The 23,379-nt window shown below is 70.5% G+C and carries 21 protein-coding genes; 12 read left to right on the top strand and 9 right to left on the bottom strand.

The window, feature by feature from the left end:
• Positions 1-2: 2 nt before the first annotated feature.
• A complete protein-coding gene (locus tag IG99_RS07545) occupies positions 3-899 on the bottom strand; it encodes a DMT family transporter (RefSeq protein ID WP_037671442.1) in 897 nt (298 codons plus the stop codon).
• A gap of 243 nt (positions 900-1,142) precedes the next feature.
• On the opposite strand from IG99_RS07545, the gene IG99_RS07550 reads away from it, so the two are divergent.
• A complete protein-coding gene (locus tag IG99_RS07550; protein WP_051865006.1) occupies positions 1,143-3,548 on the top strand; it encodes a SpoIIE family protein phosphatase in 2,406 nt (801 codons plus the stop codon).
• A 42-nt stretch (positions 3,549-3,590) separates the two neighbouring features.
• Here the strand turns inward: IG99_RS07550 and IG99_RS07555 are convergent, their stop codons facing one another.
• Positions 3,591-4,820, bottom strand: coding sequence for a PP2C family protein-serine/threonine phosphatase (locus IG99_RS07555; protein ID WP_037671152.1), 1,230 nt, complete (start codon positions 4,818-4,820; stop codon positions 3,591-3,593).
• Between the two features lie 476 nt (positions 4,821-5,296).
• Here IG99_RS07555 and IG99_RS48635 point away from each other — a divergent pair, with 476 nt between their 5' ends.
• From IG99_RS48635 to nicT, 4 genes are all read left to right on the top strand, one after another.
• The gene (locus tag IG99_RS48635) at positions 5,297-5,857 is read left to right on the top strand and encodes a hypothetical protein (RefSeq protein WP_158973148.1); all 561 of its coding nucleotides are present in this window, start codon (positions 5,297-5,299) and stop codon (positions 5,855-5,857) included.
• A 137-nt stretch (positions 5,858-5,994) separates the two neighbouring features.
• Positions 5,995-6,741, top strand: a complete 747-nt coding sequence (locus IG99_RS07565) for a DUF1775 domain-containing protein (protein ID WP_037671158.1) — start codon at positions 5,995-5,997, stop codon at positions 6,739-6,741.
• 6 nt (positions 6,742-6,747) lie between these two features.
• Positions 6,748-7,326 (top strand): GNAT family N-acetyltransferase, encoded by a 579-nt coding sequence (locus tag IG99_RS07570; RefSeq protein WP_199815465.1) that lies wholly within the window; start codon positions 6,748-6,750, stop codon positions 7,324-7,326.
• A 108-nt stretch (positions 7,327-7,434) separates the two neighbouring features.
• A complete protein-coding gene (gene nicT / locus IG99_RS07575) occupies positions 7,435-8,565 on the top strand; it encodes a Nickel transporter NicT (protein WP_199815466.1) in 1,131 nt (376 codons plus the stop codon).
• A gap of 25 nt (positions 8,566-8,590) precedes the next feature.
• Here nicT and IG99_RS07580 read toward each other — a convergent pair whose 3' ends face one another.
• Positions 8,591-9,262, bottom strand: a complete 672-nt coding sequence (locus IG99_RS07580; protein ID WP_037671164.1) for a YceI family protein — start codon at positions 9,260-9,262, stop codon at positions 8,591-8,593.
• 257 nt (positions 9,263-9,519) lie between these two features.
• On the opposite strand from IG99_RS07580, the gene IG99_RS07585 reads away from it, so the two are divergent.
• Positions 9,520-9,972, top strand: coding sequence for a hypothetical protein (locus IG99_RS07585; RefSeq protein WP_051865008.1), 453 nt, complete (start codon positions 9,520-9,522; stop codon positions 9,970-9,972).
• A 112-nt stretch (positions 9,973-10,084) separates the two neighbouring features.
• Here IG99_RS07585 and IG99_RS48640 read toward each other — a convergent pair whose 3' ends face one another.
• Positions 10,085-10,261, bottom strand: a complete 177-nt coding sequence (locus IG99_RS48640) for a hypothetical protein (protein WP_158973150.1) — start codon at positions 10,259-10,261, stop codon at positions 10,085-10,087.
• Between the two features lie 416 nt (positions 10,262-10,677).
• Here IG99_RS48640 and IG99_RS07590 point away from each other — a divergent pair, with 416 nt between their 5' ends.
• Complete coding sequence (locus tag IG99_RS07590; protein ID WP_037671168.1) at positions 10,678-10,875, top strand: hypothetical protein; 198 nt, start codon at positions 10,678-10,680, stop codon at positions 10,873-10,875.
• A 73-nt stretch (positions 10,876-10,948) separates the two neighbouring features.
• Here the strand turns inward: IG99_RS07590 and IG99_RS07595 are convergent, their stop codons facing one another.
• Together IG99_RS07595 and IG99_RS07600 are read right to left on the bottom strand one after the other, a co-directional pair.
• Entirely contained in the window at positions 10,949-11,404 is a 456-nt protein-coding gene (locus IG99_RS07595; RefSeq protein WP_037671171.1) for a tellurite resistance TerB family protein, read from the bottom strand.
• Between the two features lie 251 nt (positions 11,405-11,655).
• Positions 11,656-12,768, bottom strand: a complete 1,113-nt coding sequence (locus tag IG99_RS07600) for an acyltransferase family protein (RefSeq protein ID WP_037671174.1) — start codon at positions 12,766-12,768, stop codon at positions 11,656-11,658.
• Between the two features lie 139 nt (positions 12,769-12,907).
• On the opposite strand from IG99_RS07600, the gene IG99_RS07605 reads away from it, so the two are divergent.
• The 5 genes from IG99_RS07605 to IG99_RS07625 all read left to right on the top strand — a co-directional run bounded on the left by IG99_RS07605 (position 12,908) and on the right by IG99_RS07625 (position 17,252).
• Positions 12,908-13,303, top strand: coding sequence for a BlaI/MecI/CopY family transcriptional regulator (locus IG99_RS07605; protein ID WP_037671177.1), 396 nt, complete (start codon positions 12,908-12,910; stop codon positions 13,301-13,303).
• A gap of 6 nt (positions 13,304-13,309) precedes the next feature.
• Positions 13,310-14,254 carry a M56 family metallopeptidase gene (locus tag IG99_RS07610; RefSeq protein WP_037671181.1) on the top strand — a complete coding sequence of 315 codons (945 nt, stop codon included), beginning with the start codon at positions 13,310-13,312 and terminating at the stop codon, positions 14,252-14,254.
• Between the two features lie 105 nt (positions 14,255-14,359).
• Complete coding sequence (locus IG99_RS07615; protein WP_037671184.1) at positions 14,360-15,118, top strand: IclR family transcriptional regulator; 759 nt, start codon at positions 14,360-14,362, stop codon at positions 15,116-15,118.
• Positions 15,119-15,217: 99 nt separating this feature from the next.
• Complete coding sequence (locus tag IG99_RS07620; protein ID WP_078947574.1) at positions 15,218-16,405, top strand: PP2C family protein-serine/threonine phosphatase; 1,188 nt, start codon at positions 15,218-15,220, stop codon at positions 16,403-16,405.
• A gap of 58 nt (positions 16,406-16,463) precedes the next feature.
• Positions 16,464-17,252, top strand: coding sequence for a LamG domain-containing protein (locus tag IG99_RS07625; RefSeq protein WP_037671187.1), 789 nt, complete (start codon positions 16,464-16,466; stop codon positions 17,250-17,252).
• Between the two features lie 63 nt (positions 17,253-17,315).
• Here IG99_RS07625 and IG99_RS07630 read toward each other — a convergent pair whose 3' ends face one another.
• The 3 genes from IG99_RS07630 to IG99_RS07640 form a co-directional block, all read right to left on the bottom strand.
• Positions 17,316-18,812: a family 43 glycosylhydrolase gene (locus IG99_RS07630; protein ID WP_037671189.1), complete on the bottom strand. Its 1,497-nt coding sequence runs from the start codon at positions 18,810-18,812 to the stop codon at positions 17,316-17,318.
• Positions 18,809-22,060 (bottom strand): discoidin domain-containing protein, encoded by a 3,252-nt coding sequence (locus tag IG99_RS07635; protein WP_037671192.1) that lies wholly within the window; start codon positions 22,058-22,060, stop codon positions 18,809-18,811. The genes IG99_RS07630 and IG99_RS07635 overlap by 4 nt, the downstream gene beginning before the upstream one ends.
• Positions 22,061-22,245: 185 nt before the next feature.
• Complete coding sequence (locus IG99_RS07640; RefSeq protein ID WP_037671196.1) at positions 22,246-23,274, bottom strand: LacI family DNA-binding transcriptional regulator; 1,029 nt, start codon at positions 23,272-23,274, stop codon at positions 22,246-22,248.
• Positions 23,275-23,379: the final 105 nt, after the last annotated feature.

The raw sequence follows: 23,379 nt of genomic DNA on the forward strand, positions 1-23,379 counted from the left end.
GCTCAGGGAGCCGCCGCGGTCGGGCGCTGTTCGTCCGGTGCCACCAGGGACCGGGTGAACGGGATCCGCGCCAGGGCGAGGACCCCCGCGGCGATCAGCGCGACGCCGAACAGCTGCGGCAGCAGCCACCATCCGGAGCGCACCGTCTCCTCGTACAGGGTGATGCCGAGCGCCAGACTCACCATCGCGTCGCCGAGGGTGAGCGCCGGCTGCGAGGCGACAAGTGGCCCGGCCTGCATCGCGTTCTCCAGCAGGAACAGCGCGCAGACGCCGGTCGCGGCGAAGGCGTACGTCTGCCAGGCGGTGAAGAAGCCCACCAGTCCCTGCTCGTCGAGGATGTGCATGGACGCCTTCATCAGCGCCGCTGTCACCGCGTAACCGACCGCCGTCCCGGCACCCAGACAGGCGGCGCGGGCACGGCCCTCCGGGCGTCGGAGAGCCGCGACGGCGAGGGCGGCGACCACCCCCGCGCAGACGGCGAGCGCGGGAATCCAGCGGTCCAGCGCCACATGGGTGCGATTGCCGGTCGGGGACGCGGCGGCGAGCCCGATCGCCAGCCCGGCCACCACCACCGTCACCGCAAGCCAGCCCCTGCCCGGCAGATTCCGGTGCATCAGCAGCGAGGCGACGATCAGGGTGAGCGGCAGCTCCAGGACGAACAGCGGCTGCACGATCGTCAGCGGCCCGGTCGCCAGCGCCAGGGCCTGACAGACGGCGGCGGCGAATACCGCGAGGATGCCGGCCAGCCAGACGGGCCGCCGCAGCAGATCGAGCATCAGCCCGGCGCGGAACCCCGCTGAGCGCGGCACGGTCAGCGCCGCCTTGCGTTGCAGCACCGTCGCGACGGCGTTGCTGAGGGCCGCGCAGAGCGCGAAGACGACGGGGAGCAGGGTGTGCAGCGTGGCCACCTCCCGACCGGCCGGTGCGTGACGCCGACTGAGTCCCGTCCTGCCATGGTCGCTCGGAGGGGGCACGGGCGCGATCGGAGCGGACGGGCCGCCCGCAGCCGTCCGCCGTCTGCTCCGGGGCACCAGGGGCGCCCATCGTGAATCTGGACATGTACGCGTAAAGGCATGTCAGTTCTATAATGTACGCCATATGTGTCGGTACGGTCCGGGGCTGCCGAGAGCAGGATGGGTGCCATGACGCACGACGACGGCGAGGCAGGCACGGCCAGAGCCGTCGTGGACGCGCACGGCACGGTGACGGGGTGGAGCGAGGGTGCCCGGCGGCTCGTGGGGTACGAGGCGTCGGAGGTGGTGGGCCGCCCCGCCGCCGTACTGCTGGCCGGAGAGGCCCCCGCTCCGACGCCGGCGTCCGTCGTCGGGCTGAGCAGGTGGAACGGAACGGTGGACCTGCGCCACCGCGACGGCCGACTCGTGCCGGTCAGTCTGCTGGCGCACCGCCGTGAGCTGCAGGAACGGGGCTCCGCCGAAGCCGATGGCGAGGGGCACGAGTGGCTGTTCGTCTCACCGGTGGCCCGGCCCGGTCCGAAGCTCGACGAGGCCGATCTGCTCGGCTGGTCGCTGACCCACTCCCCGTGCACCATGGCGCTCTACGACGCCGGGCTGCGGCTGCTGCGGGTCAACGCCGACATGGAACGCGTGATGGGCCTGTCGGAGGCCGAGGTGCGCGGACTGCGGGTGTCGGAGATCGTTCTCGACCCGGAGAGCGAGCGCACCGAGAACCTGATGCGACAGGTGCTGGAGACCGGGGAACGGCAGCATCTGCGGGCGACCCTGCAGCTGGCCGGGGATCAGCGCGAAAGCCTCTGGTCGGTGTCCCTGGCACCGGTACGCGCCCCCGACGGCACGGTCCGGGGCGTCCTGCTGTCCGCGCACAACATGACCGAGCAGCACCTCGCCCGCCTACGGCTCGCCCTGATCGCCGAGGCCGGCGTCCGTATCGGCACCAGCCTCGACCTGGCCCGCACCGCGCAGGAACTGGCCGACGTGGCCGTCGGACCACTGGCGGACTTCGTCACCGTGGACCTGCTCCCCGACATCGAGGACGACCGGGAGCTGAGCGCGCTGACGTTGCCCAACCCCGTCATGCTGCGCCGAGTCGCCAACCAGTCGGTGCTGCCCGGGTGCCCCGAGGCCGTGGTCCCGCTGGGCAAGGTCGCCGTGTACCCCGACCACTCGCCCGCGGCCGAGTGTCTGCTCGCGGGGCAGCCCATGATCCAGCAGGTGACCCGGGCCGGCGTGGCCCGGTGGGCGATCGAGGCGCCCGATCGGGCCGACAAGATGCGGCAGTTCGGCTTCCACTCGGTGCTCGCGGTGCCGATGCAGGCCCGCGGCATCACGCTCGGCGTGGCCACCTTCTCCCGCCACCGGCATCCGGACCCCTTCGAGGAGGACGACCTGCTCCTCGGACAGGAGATCACCGCCCGGGCCGCCCTGAGCATCGACAATGCCCGCCGCTACACCCGGGAGCGCGCCACCGCGCTGACCCTGCAGAGCAGTCTGCTGCCGCAGCGGCTGCCCCGGCAGCCCGCCGTCGAGGTCGCCTCACGCTACCTGCCCGCCAGCGCACAGGCCGGCGTGGGCGGCGACTGGTTCGACGTCATCCCGCTCTCCGGCGCCCGGGTCGCCCTCGTCGTCGGCGATGTCGTGGGCCACGGCATCAAGGCGTCCGCCGCGATGGGAGGGCTGCGCACCGCCGTGCGTACGCTGGCCGACGTCGACCTGCCCCCCGACGAGCTCCTGACCCACCTCGACGACCTGGTCGACCGGCTGTCGGCCGAGGCGGAGGACGAGCCCGGCAACGCCGGCGACATCGGCGCGACCTGCCTGTACGCCGTCTACGACCCGGTCAGCCGCCTGTGCTGCATGGCTCGCGCGGGCCACCCGGCACCGGTCCTGCGCACGCCCGGAGACCCGCCGCGCATCCTCGACGTACCCGCCGGCCCCCCACTGGGGCTGGGCGGACTGCCCTTCGAGTCCGTCGAGTTCGAACTGCCCGAGGGCAGCCTGCTCGCGCTGTACACCGACGGTCTCGTCGAATCCCGAGGGCACGACATCGACGAGGGCATCGCCGTCCTGCTGGATCAGGTGTCCCGAGCGGGCCTCTCACTGGAGAACGCCTGCGACGCCGTGCTCCGGACGCTGCTCCCGGACCGGCCCGCCGATGACGTGGCTCTGCTGCTGGCCCGTACGCACGCCCTGGACTCGGCCCACGTGGCGGCCTGGGACGTACCGGCGGAGCCGTCGGCGGTCGCCGAGATGCGCGCGAAGGCCGGCCGGCAGCTGGCGGAGTGGGGCCTGGAGGAGGCCGCGTTCGTCACGGAGCTCATCGTCAGCGAACTGGTCACCAACGCCATCCGGTACGGCCGGCCGCCCATCGAACTGCGTCTGATCCTGGACCGCAACCTCATCTGCGAGGTCTCGGACGCCAGTGGCACCTCACCGCATCCGCGCCGGGCCCGCGTCTACGACGAGGGCGGGCGCGGCCTGCTGCTGGTGGCACAGCTGAGCCGGAGCTGGGGCACCCGCCACACCTACCGCGGCAAGACCATCTGGGCGGAGCAGACGCTGCCCGCGGACTGACACTCGGCCGTACGACGGTGCCGTCCGCCTACGAAAGCGCCTTTACAGCCGCACGACGATCATCGCCGTGTCGTCGCGGCCGCCCCCCGCCAGGCCGAGCTGGGCCAGCAGGTTGTCGGCGAGGGCTTCGGGGGCCAGGTGCCCGAACCGGCCGAGGACGTCGGTCAGCCGGGCGAGGCTGATGTCGATGTCCTCGCCCCGGCGTTCGATCAGCCCGTCGGTGTAGAGGAGCAGGGTGTCGCCGGGGCTGTAGGAGGCGGTCGCCTGCGGGCGGGGCACGTGCTGGGGCCGGACGCCCAGGGGCGGGTCGGTCGCCTGGTCCACCAGCTCGCAGGTGCCGTCCGGGTGCAGCAGGGCCGGGGGCGGGTGACCGGCGTTGCTGTAGATGATCAGCCGGCTCGTCGGATCGACCAGCGCCTGGACCGCCGTGGTGTTCAGCGCGCCCTCGACCGACCTGGAGTACAGACCCAGGACCTCCAGCGCCTGCGCGGGCCGCTCCAGGGCGCGGATGGCGGCGCTCAGGGCGCTACGGAGCATGCCCATCACGGCGGCGGCCTCCAGGCCGTGGCCGACGACATCGCCGACGGCCACCGCGAAGCGGCCGTCGGGCAGGTCGACCATGTCGTACCAGTCGCCGCACACGTTCAGCGACCCGGCGGCGGGCAGGTAGCGCACCGCGATGTTCTGGTGGTGGACCAGGTCAGGGGCCTGGAGCATGGCTTCCTGGAGCGCGAGGGCGACGTGCCGCTCCCGGGTGTGGGCCTGCCGCAGTTCCTCGTTCAGCCGCTGCAGCTCCCGCGCGCGGGCGTACAGCTCCGCCTCCAGGGCCTCGCGCTCGGTCAGGTGCCGGGAGGGCGGCTGGTTCGCGGTGGCGTGGGCCTGGACGAAAGCGGTGACGTCCTCGACCCGGTGGATGATCCAGGCCACGGTGCCGTCCTCCGCGAGGACCGGCGTGTTGACGGGGGACCACCATCGTTCGTCGAACGCTCCCGGGCGGCTCACGTCGGGGATGTCGTACTTCTGGAGCGCCATGGTGTCGGGTTGCCGGGACGCCAGGACGCGGTGCAGCGAGGCGTTCAGGTTCAGCACGCCGTCCGCGGTGGGGTCGGCGGGGTTCTCGGGAAACGCGTCGAACACATGTTGCCCCAGCAAGTCGTCCCGGGTCCGCCCCGTCGCCCTGAGGTAGGCCTGGTTGACCTCCAGGATCACCAGGTCCTGCCCCAGGACCAGGTACGGGCTCGGCGTCGCGGCGAACAAGGCCGCGTAGTCCATCTTCGACACAGCCACCGCCCGTCTCGCTCCTGCTCCCCGGACTTCATCTCTCACGCTACGGTCCCCCCGGCCGCCCCGCCCGCCGGACGCGGCGGTGCGGGGCCCGGGCGGGGGCTGTGCCGCAGGGGGAAAGAGAGAAGGGCGGGGAAGCGGAGGGCGCATGACCTCCCCAGGTGCTGCGCCCTCCGCTTCCCCGCCGACTCTGCGGCGTCTACCCGCGTTCGCGGGACTTACGCAGCGGCTCGGCGGCTCGCCGCGTGACCTGAGGGGCGCCTGGGGCGAACAGTCGCCGAAATGTCCCTCCTGGCGTGTTCTTTTCGCGTCGGATCCGCCCCCGGATCAGTGTGATCGGTGCGTTCGGAGAGTCGCATGCGGATCAGTGATCGGTGCGTTCGGAGAGTCGCATACGGTTCAGTGGTGACGCCACCTGACGGCCTGACCAACCGTGAAAGGCAATCCGAGCTGTGAGCAAGCGCGTGACGCACCCGAGACGCAGACCCCTGGGGACCCTCGTCCTCGCCCTCACCGTGGTGGCCCTGGCCGCAGGCTGCGCGGAGCGGAAGGGGGAGCCGAAGGAGTCGGATCCCGAGGACACCCCGTCCGTGTCGCGACCCTCGTCCTGGGAGGGGAAAGCGGACCAGGAAGACGCGATCGAGCGCGCCACCCGCGCGCTGAACGCCGTCGAGTCCGACGGCGCCTCCCGGGAGGACGACGGCGTGACGGCCCTGACGAAGGGGCTGGACAGGACGTTCACCGCGAAGGGCGACCGGCCCTACACCTTCGACATCGCCTGTCAGGCTCCCGCGCCGCACACCCTGACCCTGACCCTGGCGCGCGGGGAGGCGGAGAGGGAGTGGGAGGTGGAGTGCGGCGACCGTGACGCGGACCGGTTCAACGTTCCCGCCGGTGCCCCCTTCACCGCCACGATCACGCCGACGGAGCGGGACACCGACGGTCTCGTTCTGTGGCGGCTCGACACCGTCGCCCCCGAGGACGTACAGGACTGCGAGGACGACATCGCGGGGTGTGGGAGCTGACGTCCTGTGACGCGGATCACTGGCCTGCTTCGGGAACTTTCGTGGCGGGCGTTCCGACTTCCTGACCGAACCGCAGCAGTTCTCCGGTCCGCCGTCGAGCGGCCCGGGCCCGGCCCCGCACCCCTCAGGAGTCCGAAGTGTCCCGCACCAACCTGGCGTCCACGGCAAGCCGCCTCGGCGTCCTCACCGCGGTCGCGCTGGCCGCCGCCGTCGCGACCGCCGGGCCGGCTTCCGCCCATACGGAGGTCGAAGCCGCAGACGCCCGGGCCCTCGCCCAGGACGTCGCCCTCACCTTCACCGCCGAGTCGGAGTCCGCCGACGCCGGCATCACCAAGCTGGAGGTGATTCTTCCCGAGGGCATCGCTCCGGGCGACATCACCTACAAGGAGGGCCCCAAGGGCTGGAAGCTCGCCCCCACCGGCCGCGGTTACACCGTCTCGGGCCCGAAGCTAGCCGTGGGGGAGGACGCCGAGTACGTCGTTTCCGTACGGCAGTTGCCCGATGCCAAGTCGCTGGTCTTCAAGACCCTGCAGAGCTACAGCGACGGAGAGGTCGACCGCTGGATCGAGCTGGACGACAGCGGCGGCGACGACGAAGGGCACGGTCACCCCGCCCCGCGCCTCGCCCTGAAGGCCGCCGCGCCCGGGGCCAAGGCGGTCAGCCCCACCCCCACGCAGGACCCCACCCCCACCGAGAAGCCCACCGCCTCCACCGACGCGACGACCCCGTCACCGACCCCGACGGCCTCGGCGAAGGCCGCGGCGGACAGCTCCGACGACGACGGCGTCCCGCTCGGCGTACCCCTCGGCATCGGACTGGGCGTACTCGCCCTCGGCGGGGTGGCGTGGTGGCTCAGGAGCCGCCGCACCACCGGGACCTCCTGACGGCTCGTGAGACGGAGACAGGGCTGCCCCGTGCGGTACTTCGGCTCGGACATCCTCACCATCGCGGACGCCCTCACCGAGGCGTACGTGGAGATCTTCACCGCCCCGCCCTGGGAGCACAGGGGCGCCGCCGAGACCGCGGCGGCGTTCCGGGAGCGGCTGGAGAAGGACGCGCACCGCCCCGGTTTCCGGGCCCTCGTGTCCCCGGCGGACGACGGCGGGGTGGACGGCTTCGTCACCGGCTGGACGACCAGGGCCCCGTTCCCCGCCGACCGCGCCTACGGCCGGGTGACCGAGCTACTGGGCCCCGACCGCGTGGACCAACTGCTGGTGGGCGCCCTGGAGATCGACGAGCTCGGCGTACGGTCGCGGGCCCGCGGCACCGGCCTGGGGCGGAGGCTGCTGTGCGCCCTCACCGCCGGAGCTCCCGAAGGGCGTGCCTGGCTGCTCACGTGGAGTCAGGCGCACGACACCCTCGCGTTCTACCGTCGCATCGGCTGGCGCGAGCCGGCGGCTCGGCCGGGCAGCGAGACGGACGTCGTCGTCTTCCTGTCCCCGGACCCCCCTGACCGAAACGTGGGGTGAGCTTTACTGCGAGCCAGTTGCAGCTGCGGTGACATGGCATGAAGGTGAAAGGGCCGCTCGGGGAGCCGACGCGGATCCTCGCAGCACACGAAGAAGGCGTACGACCCCATGGCCACCGTTCCCGACACCGCCCGCCCCGCCACGACCGCGGAGGGCGGTTTCTCCTGGCGGCGGATCCGCGCCTCGCTGACCCGCCAGGAGTGGGCGAGCCTCGCCGGGATGGCGGGGCTCGTCCTGGCATTGCACGTCATCGGGTGGTTCACGCTCGTGGTGATCGTCGCCCCCGAGCACCACAGCCTGGGCACCCGGACCTTCGGTGTCGGGGTCGGCGTCACCGCCTACACGCTGGGGATGCGGCACGCGTTCGACGCCGACCACATCGCCGCCATCGACAACACCACCCGCAAGCTGATGGGCGACGGTCAGCGCCCGTTGTCGGTCGGGTTCTGGTTCTCCCTCGGCCACTCGTCGATCGTCTTCGTCCTCGCCTTCCTGCTCTCCATCGGAGTCAAGGCGCTGGCCGGACCGGTGACCGACCACGACTCCGCGCTGCACGGGGTGACGGGCTGGATCGGTACGACGGTCTCCGGCGCGTTCCTCTACGTCATCGCGGTCCTCAACCTCGTGATCCTGGTCGGCATCTGGAAGGTCTTCCGGCGGATGCGCACCGGCCACTTCGACGAGGCGGCCCTGGAGGAACACCTCGACCACCGGGGCTTCATGAACCGCGTCCTCGGCCGGCTGACCAAGTCGATCACCAAGCCGTGGCAGATGTACCCGCTGGGCATGCTGTTCGGCCTGGGCTTCGACACGGCCACCGAGATCGCGCTGCTCGTCCTGGCAGGCTCGGGTGCCGTCTCCGGACTGCCCTGGTACGCGATCCTGTGCCTGCCGGTCCTGTTCGCGGCCGGAATGTCGCTCCTGGACACCATCGACGGCTCGTTCATGAACTTCGCGTACGGATGGGCGTTCTCCCAGCCGGTCCGCAAGGTCTATTACAACCTCACCGTCACGGGGCTGTCCGTGGCCGTCGCGCTTCTCATCGGCACCGTCGAACTGCTCGGCCTGGTCGCCGAGAAGGCGCATCTGCGCGGCCCCTTCTGGGACTGGGTCTCCGGTCTCGACCTCAACGTCCTCGGCTACGTCGTCGTCGTGCTGTTCTTCGCCACCTGGGTGGTCGCCCTGCTCGTGTGGAAGCTCGCCCGTATCGAGGAGAAGTGGACGGCGGGGCGGACGTGACCCGGTGTCCGCCCCGCCCCGGGAGTCAGCGTGCGGCGGGCTCCGCGAGGTCGGCGCGGATGGCGGCGATGTCGAACTGGAGGCGCACCTTCTCGCTCACCATGGCACCGCCCTCGGCCAGTCTGGCGTTGTACGTCAGACCCCATTCGGTGCGGTTGATGGTGGTGGTGCCGTCGAACCCGACCCGCTCAAGGCCGAACGGATCGGTGACCTGTCCGATGTAGGTGAGCTCCAGGACGACGGGGCGGGTCCTGTTCTTGATGGTGAGGTCGCCGGTCATCCGGTAGACGTCGGGGCTCGCGAGCTCCACCGCGGTACTGGTGAAGCGCATGCGCGGATAGGTCTTGGCGTCCAGGAAGTCACGGTGGACCAGATGGGCGTCGCGCTGTTCCACACCGGTGTCGACACTGGCGGTGGACAGCACGATCTCGGCCCGCGAGCGGGACGGGTCGCGACCGTCGAAGTAGAGACGGCTCTCGTACTCCGTGAAGGCCCCGCGCACGGTCGTCACCATGGCATGCCGGACGGAGAAGCCGATCCGGCTGTGGGCCGGGTCGATGATCCATGCTCCGGTCAGCCCGGCGAGGCCGGGGTCGAGCAGGCCGGGGGAGGCGAACGCCGAGGACTCGGCGGGGTGTTGTGGAGCCGCGGGGGGTGCCGAGCGGCGCAGGGACGCAGCGCGGGTGAACAAGTTCATGATTCACGTAGTTACTGCATGGCCGATAGGGCTGCAAGGCTGCTTCGGGCGCGGCGGGGGGCCGAATCGGACCGACGGGTTTATACGCCGCCAATTCGCGGCCTCCCCTACACGATCCGCACATGCCCGCCACCAAATCACCCTCGGGAAATTCCACCGCACGCGAATGCGCTTGAACGGGCGGCGGCGTTCAGCCGTACCTCCTTTCGTACCCCTGGCCGCCGACGTCGGCAGAGCACCCGGATACGGAGAGGCACGTGTTCAAGCAACTGGCGCGCGGTGTCGCGCTGACAGCGAGTCTGGCCCTGCTGCCGCTGGCCACGGCCTGCGGCGGAAGCAACGACGACGCGTCGGCGGACAGCAAGCCGACGAAGGTGTCCGCCGCGCCCGCGGCCGGTGTCGTCGCCCCGGCGAAGGTGGAGGTGATCGCCGGTCTCATCGGCTGTACGGCCAAGATCCGCATCGACGCGGACGAGTTGCGCGAGGGTGTGTGCCACGGGAAGAAGGCCGACTACATCATCACGACCTTCCCCGAGGAGAAGTTCAAGGACACCTGGCTGGAGAGCGCCTCCATCTACGGAGGCACCTATCTCGTCGGCACCCGCTGGGTCGTCGCCGCGAAACGGGAACAGCTGGAGGAGATCCGGTCCGAGCTCGGCGGAAGCGTGCGGCAGCTGCGGAGCATGGGCCCGGCGCCGAGCGCGTCGTGAGGAAAATGTGGACGCCGGGGGTCGGTGGAGATTCGGTGCGGATTCAGTTCGAAATGACGGAGTCCTGTGCAGGGTTGCGAGGAATCGGACTTTCCGTCGAAATGCGGCTGGCTCACGCGTCCGGTGATGTCACGCGCTGCTGAACCACGTGATGTCCCCGCAGGGCCTGGGCGGCCTGGAACAGCATCTGCTCCGCCACCTCGCGCACTTCGGCCACGACGTCACCTTGCTCACGCACCAGGCTGTCGTAGATGGGCAGCTGGTCGATTCCGCTCGAGTGGGTTGTCACTGGGCTGATCCTTCGCTGTAAGTCCGCGTCATGAAGCGCCGCCACGTTACACGCCACCAGGAGACCGAGGATTTCCGGTCCATGGGGAAAATTCAGTGAATCTGCACACCGTTCACGAGGGCGTCATGCGAAACCCGAACAGTGGCGACGAAGGTGCGTCTCGGAATGCGGCGGCAACCGCCGCACGTGCAGTGGCGTGGCGGGCTGTGTGAAGGAGTCGCCGTGTTCGGTCATCGCGCTGTCACACCGATGAAGTCGGCCCTCCCGATACGCGCGGTCGAACTCCGGGCGGCTGGCCGTCTTTTCGTCGGCGTGCTTTGATCCAGCGCGTGGCTCACATCGCCGGGACGCTTCCCGTGCGGGAAGCAGGCGAACTCCGCCATTCAGACGTGCTCATTCGAAGGGAACCACTCGCTATGAACTTTGCCCCGCAGGTCGAGACGGCCGAGATCTCCGACGCTGCCCTGGACGCCGTCTCCGGCGGCCTCGCGGCCGGTGGCGCCGGTGGCCTCCACGTCGAGACGCCGCTCGCGGACGTCTGCGCCGACCTCCTGGCTGTCGGTTCGGCCGACGGGGTCGTGGCGGGTGGCAGCATCCACGTTGCCGCTCACTGACGACGGCTCGCGCCTGACCCACGGGCCCCGGATCGCCTGATCCGGGGCCCGTGGGGGTTGCGGCGGTCTGCGCTCAGAGGTCGAACTCGTGCGGCGGCAGGTCCAGCGTGAAGCACGCCTCGCGCACCACGGCCTGCTCGCTCTTGTCGAAGTCGCCGTCCGCGCCACCGATGACGATGCCGATCTGGACGACCGCGCGGGCCTCCGCCGGCTTCTTCTTCGCCTTGGCGATCTCCTGAAGCACGCTCACCTTGCCGAAGTCGAAGTCAGCGGTGAGCTTGTCGAGGTTCTGGTCGAAGCGCCGCTGCAGATCCATGGCGTCGAAGTTCTGCAGCACGTCGTTGGTGGCGATCAGTTGCGCCACGCGCTGCCGTTCGGACGGGTCCACGCTGCCGTCGGCGGCCGCGACCAGCGCGCACATCGCCATGCTCGCGTCGCGGAAGGCGCCGCTGGTGAGGTCGTTCTTCTTCGCCAGCAGCTGGGTCTGCATCTGCGTCGCGGATTCCTTGAGGCGGTCCCACAGGGCCATGCGCACTCCAAAGACGGTCGATCGATATCTACAGCAATGTAGAAACTAGTGGCGGGGCGGAGAAGTTCCCGTCAGTCCCCATCCGCCACTCCCCTTGTCCTGAAAGCGCCCCCCTGGCGCATGTTGGTACCTTGACCAGCCTCTTTTGCGTGTCTTTTACTTTTTCATGGGTCGTGGCCCCTGGTCATCGCCCGACCGCCGGGCCGTCTCACGCGCGCCCCCGTGGGAGACGGCCCGGCGCTGTCCCGGGACTACTCGGGCGATACGGCCGAGGGGCGCCGGAACACCCGGTCGAGCCTCGGTTCCACCACGAAGCGCAGGGCCCGCCGAACGGGCGGCGTGCACAGGACGGTCACGACGGCGGCCGCGACGAGGGTGACGGTGACCTCACCGAGGGGGCCGTGCACCCAGGAAGGGCCGTACCAGTGCCAGCGGTTGGCACTCACGGCGACGAATCCGTGCAGGAGGTACCCGTAGAGCGTGCCGGCCCCCAGCACGGTGAACCAGGTCCGGCCGCCGGGCACCCAGGCCAGGAAGCAGGCCACCAGCGTCATCGAGCAGCCGAACAGGGCCAGCGTCATCATCGGCCCGTACCAGGCGGGTGCGCCCAACTCCACCGCGCTGTCCCGGTGGAAGAACCAGGCGTAGTCGAAGCGCGGGACAGCCCAGTACGCCACGGCGAGGGCACCGGCGAAGACCGGCACCGCCAGGATGCGCACCTCGCGCCGGCGGACCAGCCGGAAGTGCTCCGGCCGAAGGCACAGCCCCAGCACGAAGTAGGGCAGGAACTGCAGCGTCCGCCGCAGATCGAGGTCGCCGCCGACGGAGGGCGACAGCGTCGTCAGCATCGCGATGCCGAGGGCGAGCGGCAGCGGCCAGCGCGCCCTCTCCCACAGCGGAGTGGTCAGCCGCCAGATGAACAGAGCCGCCAGGAACCACGTCAGGTACAGCGGATCCAGCAGGCTGATCTCACGGTCCGGGCGGTGCTCGGCCCACCGGGTGTAGAGGCTGTACGCCGTCTCGAACACGACGTAGGGGACGATGACTCCGGTGATCAGACGCCTGATCCTGCGCGGACTCGCGTCGAAGCCGCGCGAGAAGTAACCGGAGATGACGATGAACGCCGGCATGTGGAAGGCGTACACCACCGTGTAGAGCGCGGTGACGGCACGGCTGCCGGAGCGCAGCGGCTCCCAGGCGTGTCCCACGGCCACCAGCACGATGGCCAGGTACTTGGCGTTGTCGAAGAACGCGTCACGCTGCTTGGGGCGCCCGGGCGAGGGCGGCGTCGTTCCGCGCGTCGCCCCGTCGTCGGCCGGTAAGGGGTCGGGGGCGGGCGCGGTGGGGGTGAGACTGTCGGGCATCCGGGCCGCCTCACCGATCCTCGCCGGCGTAAACCCCGAAGGGAGCCGGCGTTGCACAGCTCACAGGCGGGGGAGCGGTACCGGGAGTCCTTACGATGGACTCCATGTGAACCTCACGGCGGTGGAAGGGAGACCGGGTGTGACGAACCGGCGGGAGGGTCCCCGGCGCCGGGCACAGGGCGAACTGGAGGGGCTGGTCCTGGAGGCCCTGGGGGAGGCGGACGGCCCGGCGAGCGCGGGCTGGGTGCAGGAACGCCTCGGCGGCGGCCTCGCCTACACGACCGTGATCACCATCCTCACGCGACTGCTCGCCAAGGGCGCGGTGACCCGCGAACGGTCGGGCCGCTCCTTCGCGTGGACACCGGTGGCCGACCAGGCCGGTCTCGCCGCACACCGGATGCGCAAGGTGCTCGACGGCGAGAGCGACCGGGAGGCGGTCCTGGCCAGCTTCGTCACCTCCCTGGAGCCGGAGGACGAACGCCTGCTGCGTGAACTGGTTCTGGGAACCGAGCCGGACACGAAAGGGACGGACTGACACCGCATGGGGATGTTCGTCTTCCTCCCACTGATCCTGCCGCTCACCGCGTGGCCCGTCGCCCGCCTCGCCGAACAGCACCTGCATCCCCGCACCGCCACCAGGCTGCTGACCGGGCTGGCGGCCGCCATGGCGACGTGCAGCTCCGTCAGCCTGGGACTGCTCATGGTGGTGGGCACCGCCCAACTGCCCGGCAATCCGCTGCCCGACGGATGGTCCGACCCCGCGGTGCGCGCGGCGGTGCCGTACGACGGGATCGCCGGCCGGCTCGCCGTCCCCACGTTGCTCGCGGTGGTGGCGGCATGCGCACGCACCGGGTGGCGACACCGGCGCACCCGCCGCCGCGCCCACCGCGCACTGGCCGGGCTGCCCACCACCGAGGCGGCGGTCCTGCCCGACGACGTCCCGTACGCCTACGCGCTGCCCGGCGGCACCCGGAACCGCATCGTCGTCACCACTGCGCTGCTGTCCCACCTCGAACCGGCCGAACGCCGGGCCCTCTTCGCCCACGAACGAGCCCACCTCACGGCCCGTCACCACCGCTTCCTCCTCACGGTCCGCCTGGCCGCGCACGCCAACCCGTTCCTGTACCCGCTGCGGACGGCGGTGGCCTACACGACGGAGCGCTGGGCGGACGAGGAGGCGGCCGCGGCCGTCGGAAGCCGCCGGACCGTGGCCCGCGCGATCGGCAGGGCCGCGCTGGTCTCCCACCGCACGACGCCCCCGCCCGCGCTCGCCGGACTCACCGGGTTCGCCGCGCCCGGCCCGGTGCCCCGCCGGGTGGCCGCCCTCCTCGACCCGGCACCCCTGGCTCGCCGCTGGCCGTCCCTGTTCACGGCCGTGGGCATGGCGGCCTGGACGGCCACCGCCGGCACGGCCGTCTCCGCCATGTCATCGGCGAACTCCGCCCTGAACCTGGCCCTCGTGCTGCACGCGGCGACTCCCCTCTAGGCGGCTCCCCTCCAGCTGACGCCAGGGGCGGTCGCTCCGGCCCTCAGGGCGAGCCGGAGCGGACCGCGTCTTGCCTGTGCCGGACGGCTGACGCAGGCTGGTCGTATGGCGGGGCAGGACGGGCCCACCCTGATCACTTCCGTGCAGCGGGCGTTCCGGCTGCTGGAAGCGGTGGGCGCGCACGAGAACGGCGCACCGGCGAAGCAGCTGGCGCGCGAGACGGGGCTGCCGCTGGCCACGGCGTACCACCTGCTGCGGACGCTGGTCCACGACGGATACGTGCGGAAGCTGGCCGACGGGGGGTTCGTGCTGGGTGACAAGCTGGGGGCGCTGCACACCACGGGCCGGGGGCAGGCGCTGCTCAGCCGGGTGCGGCCCACCCTGGCCGCGCTGCGGGACGAGCTCGCGACCGCCGCGTACCTCACGTTCTACGAGGACGGTGAGATCCGGGTCGCCGAGATCGTCGACGGCCCAAGGGCGCCCCGCGTGGACCTCTGGGTGGGGTTCGAGGACGCCGGGCACGCCACCGCGCTGGGCAAGTCCGTGCTGCGTGAGCTGGACGACGAGTCCCGCAAGGACTACCTCTCCCGGCACGAGCTCGCCGGTCTCACCCCGCGGACGATCACCAGCCCGCCGGAGCTGCTCCGACGGCTCGACGCCTCGCCCGTTGCCCCGGCCGTCACGGATCTCGAGGAGTACGCCCTCGGCACCGTCTGTGTCGCCGTGCCCGTCTACAGCGGGGACAGGCTCGGTTCCCTCGGGGTCTCACTTCCGGCGGACCGGCTGTCCCGGCTGGAGGGGATCCGGGAGAGGCTGCTCCCGACCGCGAGCCGCGTGACCCGGGGCCTCTCGCTCACTATCTGAAATCCGCCTCCTTGTGACGGCCGGGCTGAACCTCTTTCCTGGATGAAACAGGCATTCCGGAAATATGCCCCGTACACAGGTGAGGACTGCGGACACCACATGAGTCAGGCCCGAGACCACGGCGACGCCCACTGGCTGACACGGCTGATCACCGATCCGGACGCCGCCTCCGGGACGCCGGTCCGCAGGCGCACCGCCGCTCGGCTGGCCGTCGGTACACCCCTGGTGCCCGTCCTGATCGTCACCGGCGTGGTGATCGTCGACCTGATCGGCGGCGCGGGCATGATCTGGCTGCCCCTGCTGGCCGCCGGGCCCGCGCTGGCCACCACCACCAGCGAGCCGCGCGGTGTCCTCTGCGTCGGTCTCCTCGCCGCCCTCCTCGGGATCCCGCTCGGCATCCGGGACGGCGTTCCGGCCCGTGAGCTGGCGGCCGTGCTGTCCGCCCTGGTGGCCGTCACCCTCGCGAGTTGCCTGGCCAGCGGGTTGCGGGGGCGCCGGGAGCGGGTGCTCGCCGCCGTCCGCTCGGTCGCCGAGACCGCCCAGCACGCGCTGCTCAAGCCCGTGCCGGCCACCGTCGGACCGTTCCAGGTGGCCGTCTGCTACAGCGCCGCGGCGGCCGAGGCGCGGATCGGCGGGGATCTCTACGCGCTCATACCCACGCCCTACGGGGTGCGGCTGATCGTCGGCGATGTGCGCGGCAAGGGACTGCCGGCCGTGGGGACCGCCGCGCTGGTGCTCGGTGTCTTCCGCGAGGCCGCCTACGACGAGCCCGACCTCCTCGCCGTCGTCGACCGCATCGAGCGGAGCCTCGCGCGCAATCTCGGCGGTGACGACTTCGTGACCGCCGTCGTCGCCGGGTACCCCGGGGACGGCCGGCTGGAGGTGGTCAACTGCGGTCACGCGCCCCCGCTGCTGGTCGGCCCGGCCGGTGACGTCGAGGCCGTCGAGCCCACGCATCCGGCGCCGCCCCTCGGGCTGCGCGCCCTCACGGAACAGACCCCCAGCCTCCAGGTGCTGCCCTTCGCCGACGGCGACCAGCTGCTCCTCTACACCGACGGGGTCATCGAGGCCCGTGACCGCCACCGCGCGTTCTATCCGCTCGTCGAGGGGCTGGCCCGCCACGTGTCCGACGAGCCGGCCCGCACCCTCACTCGGCTCCACGCCGAATTGCTGGCGCACGTGGGCGGGCGGCTGCACGACGACGCGGCGCTGCTGCTGATCCGCAAGCCGGCCGGCAGCGGGGCGGCGCACGTTCCCGGGCAGACCGTTTCCCGCGCAGTGGTATGACCTCGGTGGCCCAAATCCCTTGTGTTGCTTGAGCTTTCAATGTTGCAGACTGGCCCCCATGACACGCATGAGGAAGCTCGCCGCCGCTTCAGCGGCAGCGGGCACGCTGTTTGCGATACCCCCCACCGCCTCCGCCGATCCCACACACCACGAGGTCCCGCACGGCACCTTCGTCCGGGAGAACTTCGACCGCCTCCCCCTCGGCCCGGTGACCGCCGGGCGTGGCTGGACCACCGACACCTCCAACGGTTCGCTGACCGTCGAACGCGGCGCCACCGGCCACGGCCGGGAACTGCGGCTCCACACGGACGGCAACGGCCGTGCCTTCCTCGTCCTCTCCGACCTCGCGCCCCCCGGCAACAGTTTCTGGGCCCGGCTGCGGTTGCGCGTGGACCGCTTCCCCACCGCCCCCGACTGGGCGCACTGGACCATCGCGGAGGCCTCGGGCTCCGATGGACTCACGCTGGTACGCCCGTTGGGCGGCCAGTACGCTCCCACCGACCGGGGCAACTTCTGGGGCGTCGGCTCGGACCTGGGCCCCACGGGCGACTGGACCGCCTGGAAGACCTCGGCCCCCGCCACGGCCGGGAGATGGCAGTGCGTCGAGTTCCACCTCGACGCGACCGACAACCGCGTCACCGTCTACCTGGACGGCACCGAGCAGTCCGAGTTGACCGTCTCGACCAAGCAACACGGCGGCACGGCCGACGACTTCGTCTTCCCGCGCTTCGACAAACTCAAGCTGGGCTGGCAGTTGTACCAGGCCGACCCCACCCCGTCCTCGTACGACCTCCGCATGGACGACGTGGCGCTGAGCACCAAGCGGGTCGGCGGGTGCGCCGGGTAGCACACACGGCATCGGCGGGGCGCCCCATGAAGGGACGCCCCGCCCATGGGCGAGAGCCGTCGGCTACTCCCCTGACGGGGCCGTCAGCGGTACGCCCGTCGCCACCGGCGTACCGAAGTTCGGTGTGCCGTCCGCGTTCCAGGTGAACTTCTGCGCCCGGGTCGAGCGGTTCATGTCACAGCCGCCGCTCGCGGAGTTGTTGGCGTGGTAGACCATCCAGTCCTCGGTCCCGTCGGGCGACTTGAAGAAGCCGTTGTGGCCGGGCCCGTACACCCCGTTGGCGTTGGACCGCTGGAAGACCGGGTTCGGCGACTTCACCCAGGAGGAGGAGCTCAGCGGGTCACCGCCGTTGTAGGTGAGCATGCCCAGCTTGTAGTCGGGCGTGGAGCAGTGGCTCGCGGAGTAGATGATGAACGTCTTGCCGTTGCGCTGGAGCACCTCGCCGCCCTCGTTGACCGCGCCGCCCACCGTCTCCCAGCCGTAGGTCGGCGTGGACAGCACCCTGCGGGTGCCGCTCGCGGTCCAGGGGTTCGACAGCGGCCGGATGAACATGGGCTGGGAGCCGTTGTAGAAGGTGCCGAGCAGGTACAGCTTGCCGTTCAGCTGGAGGATGCTCGGGTCCAGCTCCCAGGTGTTGTCCTGGGTCGGGTCGAGCAGGTCGGCCTTGAAGGTGTACGGCCCCATCGGGTCCAGACCGGCGCTCTCCAGCACATGGATCCGCTGCGTGCCCAGGTCGTACGGCTCGCGCCCGGCCGTGTAGTAGAAGTACCACCGCTTGCCGTTCGGGCCGTCCAGCAGATGGAACTCCGGCGCCCACATGGTGCCGGCCCCGTTCGGCCGGCTCAGGTTGAAGATCACCTGGTCGGTGGCCGTCGCGAGCCCCGCCAGCGTGCTCGACTTGCGCATGGTGACCGTCGAGTTCCAGGTCGTGGTGGCGAGGTAGTAGAACCCGTCGTAGTAGGTCAGCCAGGGGTCGGGCCCCTGCTGGGAGAGCGGGTTGGTGTAGGTCTTCGTCCCCGTGCCGCCGCCCGTGAAGCCGGGCAGCCGCCACACCCTGCCGTTCGCCGTCGCGCACGGCAGTTGCACCAGGTCGGTGTTCGAGGCCGACGAACCACCGCTCGGCGTCACGCACTTGCCGGAGCCGACGGAGACCAGGTTGAAGGTCCTGTCCGTTCCGCTCACCGACACGGGAGCGAGCCGCCACTGCTGGTTGGCCCCGCCGTGGCAGGGCCACTGGATCACGGCCGCGTCGTCCGCGGTGGACGCGCCGTGGACGTCGAGGCACTGACCGGACTGGGTGGTGATCGTGTAGGTGTCGTTCGACCCCGAGACCGGTATGAAGCCGAAGTTCTGGTTGGCTCCGGAGCCGCAGGAGAACGCCCGTAGCTGCGTCCCGTTGGTCGTCGAACCACCGGGGAGGTCCAGGCAGTTGCCGCCGTTCTGGTTCACCCCCGTCGAGGTGAAGTTGGCGGCGGCGGCAGCGGGCGACGGCGCGACCAGGAAAGCGACCGCCAGGGTGAACAGGGCGAGGAGGGCTGACAGACATCTGGAACGGGTCACGGGCCGTACACCTTTGCTTCCAGGAGGCCGACGGAGTTGGAGCCGTTACTGGTGAGAAGCACACGTAGTCGCGTGGTGTTCGTCGCGGTGAACGTGACGGTGTCGTACTGGTTCTTGGCCAGCGGATAGCCGCTCGCGCCCGGCACATCGACGTAGGCGCCGCCGTTCCAGTACTGCAGCTTCCATGAGGCGGGCATGTCGATGCCCTGGTCGTCGTCGAAGAAGTACACCTCGGCCCTGTCGACGGTCTTCGCCGACGGCCAGGTCAGCTCGGCCCACTGCTGTCCGGACTCCGGCCAGGTGCCCCAGCGAGGGTTCACGGTGTCGTTCGAGGAGGGCGGGTCGATCCCGTCGTTGACCGCGGCGACGCTCTCCCAGGAGGAGGTGTACGACGCGGACGCCGTCGCCGATGTCGCCAGGTTGGCCGGTGGCTGGACACCGCCCCGGTTGAAGACCTTCACCTCGGTCAGGCCCGTCTTGGCCCCGGAGGTGTTGGTCGCCAGGACCCGCACGCGCTGGGCACTGACCGCCGGGAACCGCACCAGGTTGTAGTTGGCCCGCGGTGACCCCGGGCTCTTGGTCTGGCCCGGCACGTCCACCCACGAACTGCCGTTGTGGTACTGGATGGTGTACGCGGACGGGGCCCGGTAGGTGGTGCTCGCCGGGCGGCTGTCCTTGAAGTACAGGCGCACCTCGTTGAGCGTGCGGGCCGTGCCGAAGTTCAGCTCGTACCAGTCCTGGCTGTTGGGGGAGCCGCCGGCGCCCCAGAACGGCTCGTTGGTCGGGTAGCCGTCGACCGCGCCGGCGGTGGTGCTGCCGGAGCCGGTGTGGGAGGCGGAGACCGTCGCACCGGAGGCCAGGTTGGTCAGGTCGGCGGTCAGGTCCACGCCCGCCTTGGCGAACATGTCGACCAGCCGGGGGCTGTCCTGCACGACCTGGTTGGGGGCCTTGAGGCCGGAGACGGCCGTGTGGTGGGTGACCGTGCCGCTCGTGGTGACGTCACCGGTCGCCGGGTCCCAGGTGAACGGCACCAGCGCGTTGACGGTGGCGACCCGGTTGCCGTTGACGTAGATCGAGTAGCCCTCCGGGATGCCGGGGTATCGCACCACGCCGTCGGCCGGGTCGTCCCAGACGATGGAGAGGTCGGCGCCCCGGTAGCGGAGGTTGTTGACGGTGAAGTGGTCCCAGCCGATGTCGATCGGGGAGAGCTCCACCTTGGCGTCGTTGCGCGGTCGCAGACCGGCCACGTCCTCGATGACGGTCCAGTTGCTGCTGCCCAGGATGTTGTGGTGGATCCAGGACCGGTAGTCGATGCTGCTGCCGTTCCAGTCGGCCCAGAACTCGTTGGCGTCGGGCCACTGGGTGTTGCCGCCGATGTACTGCGCCCAGGCGTTCCAGTAGAGCAGCTTCTTGTAGTCGGTGGCGTTCATCCAGGAGTTGGGGTAGTTGCGCAGCACCGAGGAGTAGAGCCGGAACTGGACGGTGGAGTTGATGGTGGAGAAGTTGTTGGAGCCCGGCTCACCGGCGTCCGCCGCCGCCTTCTTGTCGACCTGGTTGGCCGTGTAGAACGGGAAGACGGGGTACTGGGCCGGATCGTCGTACAGGCGCAGTGCCTGCTTGTAGGTCGCGGTGTTGGGGACGGCGCCGACCGCGAAGGGGTAGTAGTTGTTGATCTCCTTCCAGGGCACCCACTCGTTGGTCGACTTCAGCCGGTGCTCGAACAGTTGCCGGTTGGGGTTCCACAGCACGTTGAGGATCGCGTCCTTGATCTGGTTCGCCAGCGTGCGCATCTCGGTGGCCTTGGCCGTGTTGCCGACCGCCTCGTAGGCCTGCGCGGCGGCGAGCGCGCCGCTGTACTGGTAGGCGGACTCGGCGCGGTCCATGTTTCCGGGCTTCCAGTGGAAGGAGACCGCGTCGGCGTCGTTGCCGGTCAGGGCGCCCCAGTCGTACTCGATCAGCTTGTTGTTGTCGTGGTCGTAGTACGCGAGCTGGCCCTTGACGTCACCCTCGGCGTACTTGGCCAGGTTGCCCGCGATGGCCGGCTGGCCGCCGTGGATCTGGTAGCTCTTCCAGGCCGCCTCGGCGATGTACTGGGTGTAGCTGTTGGACCAGTTCTCCGGGTCCCCCGGGTTGTCCAGGAAGCGGCCGCCCTTGGAGGTCTGGCCGACGCTGAGCCAGTCCCCGTACGCGTAGGCGGGGTTGCGCAGGTACTTGAGGTCGTCGATGTGCATGGGCTGGGTGAGCGCGATCGCGTTGTTGTAGCCCAGGACGCCCTCGGTCGAGGTCGGGAACTGGAAGGTCTGCCCGGGGATGTCGGCGTCGAGGTTGTTGAAGCGCATCAGCCACCAGCGGTAGTAGATGCTCTTCTTGATCGCGCCCTCGGGCACGTCGATGTAGGGCACGTTCTGCGCCCACCACAGGTTGTAGGCCTTGACGTGGGTGGCGAACGCGGTCGCGGGGGAGTAGCCCGCGTAGGCGTTGTACTCGGTGAGCGACTCGGGGATCTCGTCGGTGACGAAGCCCATGACCACCTTGGCGGTCACCGTGGCTCCGGCGGCGATCGTCACGGACCGGTTCAGGCCGCCGCTGGAGACGGTGAAGCCGTCGCCGGTGAGCCGGGGACGGATGGTGGTGAGGTTGTTCTTGGCGCTCACCTGCCCGGTCAGCTCACTGCCGGAGCCCGTGGTGGCGTACGGGGAGGTCGCCCGCAACTGCAGCGTGGTGGAGCTGGTGCCGTTGTTCTTGATCGCCAAGTTGGTCACGGCGACGTTGTTGTCGGTGATGAACTTGGTCTGGTCGACCGTGATCGAGCCGCTGGTGTGCACGCTCTTCCAGTGGCTGGGCACCTGCCGGCGCTGGGAGACCTGCTCGGTGAAGGTGCCCGGGCTGATCGCGACCGTGTAGGCGCTGTTGTCGTTGATGCTCTCCCAGTAGGCGACTTTGCCGCCGAAACCGAGCTTCGAGGGGTCGTGCTCCTTCATGAAGACGGCCCGACCCCGGCTCATCAGCCAGGGGCCGGCCGGATCGTTGCCGGAGCGGGCGAGCAGGCGGTCCATCCAGAAGTCGGTGCCCGAACTCTCCGCGTCGTAGATGGCTTTCATCATGTCGCCCGTCGTGTGGGCGACGGGCGGTGCCGGGATCGCGGGACCACTGAACGTGGGGAACCCGATGGTCTGCGCGGCGGAGGCCGGGGTGACGGAACAGACGGAGCCGAGGATGAGCACGAGGGCGACGAGGAGGCGCTTCATGGAGGTGCTCCCTCTCCGGTTGACGGCATGCGGACAATGTCATGCGCCTGACATACGTGCGAGGAAACGGACCTAAAAGGTTTTCGCAACGTAGGAGCGGTCCGGGGAGGTGTCAAGAGGGGCGGCAGGCACCGGAATTGGGCCCCCCCCCCGCCCCCCGCCGCCCGCCCCCCGCCGCCCGCCGTTCAGGACAGTGGTGCCGTCGAGCCCCTGATCACCACGCGGCAGGGCAGCGCCTCGATCCCCGAGCGCCGCACCCCCGAGATCGCGGTGAACAGGGCGTGCGCGGCCGCGCGTCCGACCTGTTCCAGGTTCATGTCGACACTGGTCAGCGGCGGGCGCGAGGAGGACGTCAGGACCTGCCAGTTGTCGAAGCCCATGACCGCCACATCCTCCGGCACCCGGTGCCCCCGCTCGCGCAGTACGTCCATGACGCCGCGGGCTATCTGGTCGCTGCCGCACAGCACGGCGTCCAGGTCCGGGTGCCGGTCGAGGAGCAGCGCGGTGGCCGCCCGCCCCCAGCCCTCCGACCAGGCACCGAACCGCGGTTCGCCGACCAGGTCGAGACCGGCGTCGGCGAGCGCGGCCCGGGCGCCCTCGGCCCGGTCCCGTGCGGCGAGGTAGCCGGGGTCGCCGGTGATGTGCGAGATCCTGGTACGGCCGCAGGCCAGCAGGTGCTCCACCGCGATCCGGCCGGCGTCGACGTTGTCGGGGACGATGGACAGGTCCGCCGGATCGTCCGAGGGCGCGTACGCGTAGACGACGGGCACGGGCAGCTCGCGGCCCAGCGACGGCCGGGGGTCGGTCCGGCTGCCCACCACGATGAGGCCGTCGACCCGGCGCCCCAGCAACGCACGGACGTGGTGCTGCTCCCGGATCGCGTCACCGCGGGCGTCGCACAGGAACACCGCGACCTCGCCCGCGCCGAAGGCGTCCTCGGCGCCCATCAGGATCGGGATGCTGAAGCGGCCCTCCAGGTCGCTGGTGAGCAGGCCGACCGTGCCCGTCCGCCCGGCGAGCAGGCCGCGGGCCAGCTGGTTGGGCCGGAACGACAGCCGCTCGGCCGCCTCGATCACCCGCTGCCGGGTCTCGGCGCGGACCTGGCTGCGGCCGTTGAGCGCCTTGGACGCGGTGGCGATGGACACGCCCGCCAGCCGAGCGACGTCGCCGAGTGTGGCGGGATGCGAACGAGCGGGGCCGGTGGCCTGCGTCATGAGGGTTCTCCTGTCACGCGTCGCGTCAGTGAAACCGTACGCGAGAACTTTCGGAACTGGTGTGCCAAGTGCTGTTTCGCAGGTTTCGGCGATGCTCTTCAAGAC

This window comes from Streptomyces griseus subsp. griseus (assembly GCF_000720255.1).
Lineage (GTDB): Bacteria > Actinomycetota > Actinomycetes > Streptomycetales > Streptomycetaceae > Streptomyces > Streptomyces griseus_I.